Raw genomic sequence first — 546 nt, forward strand, 5'->3', positions numbered from 1 at the left:
GGAAGCGTGTTACCGAGCAAAAGTTTCATACCTAGATACATCAGTTGCGGGTGACCTATGTTCAGAAGGTCAACAAGTCCCTGAAGCTTACGATTGGCAATGGGGTTACCGTGAGAAGTTCGAAGAAGCGGGCATCACTGGCACCTTAGGCGCTGGTTTCGATCCAGGTGTAGTTTCTGTGTTTGCAGCATACGCAGTAAAACACCTGTTCGACGAGATCGACACAATCGACGTGATGGATGTAAACGCGGGTGATCACGGTAAGAAGTTTGCAACGAACTTTGACCCAGAAACCAATATGCTAGAGATCCAAGGTGACTCTTTCTACTGGGAAAATGGCGAGTGGAAGCAAGTACCTTGTCACTCACGTATGCTTGAGTTCGAATTCCCGAACTGTGGCTCGCACAAAGTGTACTCAATGGCGCACGACGAAGTGCGTTCAATGAAAGAGTTCATCCCTGCGAAACGTATTGAGTTCTGGATGGGCTTCGGTGATCGTTACCTTAACTACTTCAACGTAATGCGCGACATCGGCCTACTAAGTCC

At 48.4% G+C, this 546-nt stretch carries 1 protein-coding gene; it reads left to right on the forward strand.

Annotated elements, in window-relative coordinates:
• The coding region (locus tag R7044_RS27445; protein ID WP_225456255.1) for a saccharopine dehydrogenase family protein at window positions 1-546 on the forward strand (546 nt) is incomplete at both ends.

It is taken from the genome of Vibrio sp. 1402, from assembly GCF_033340275.1.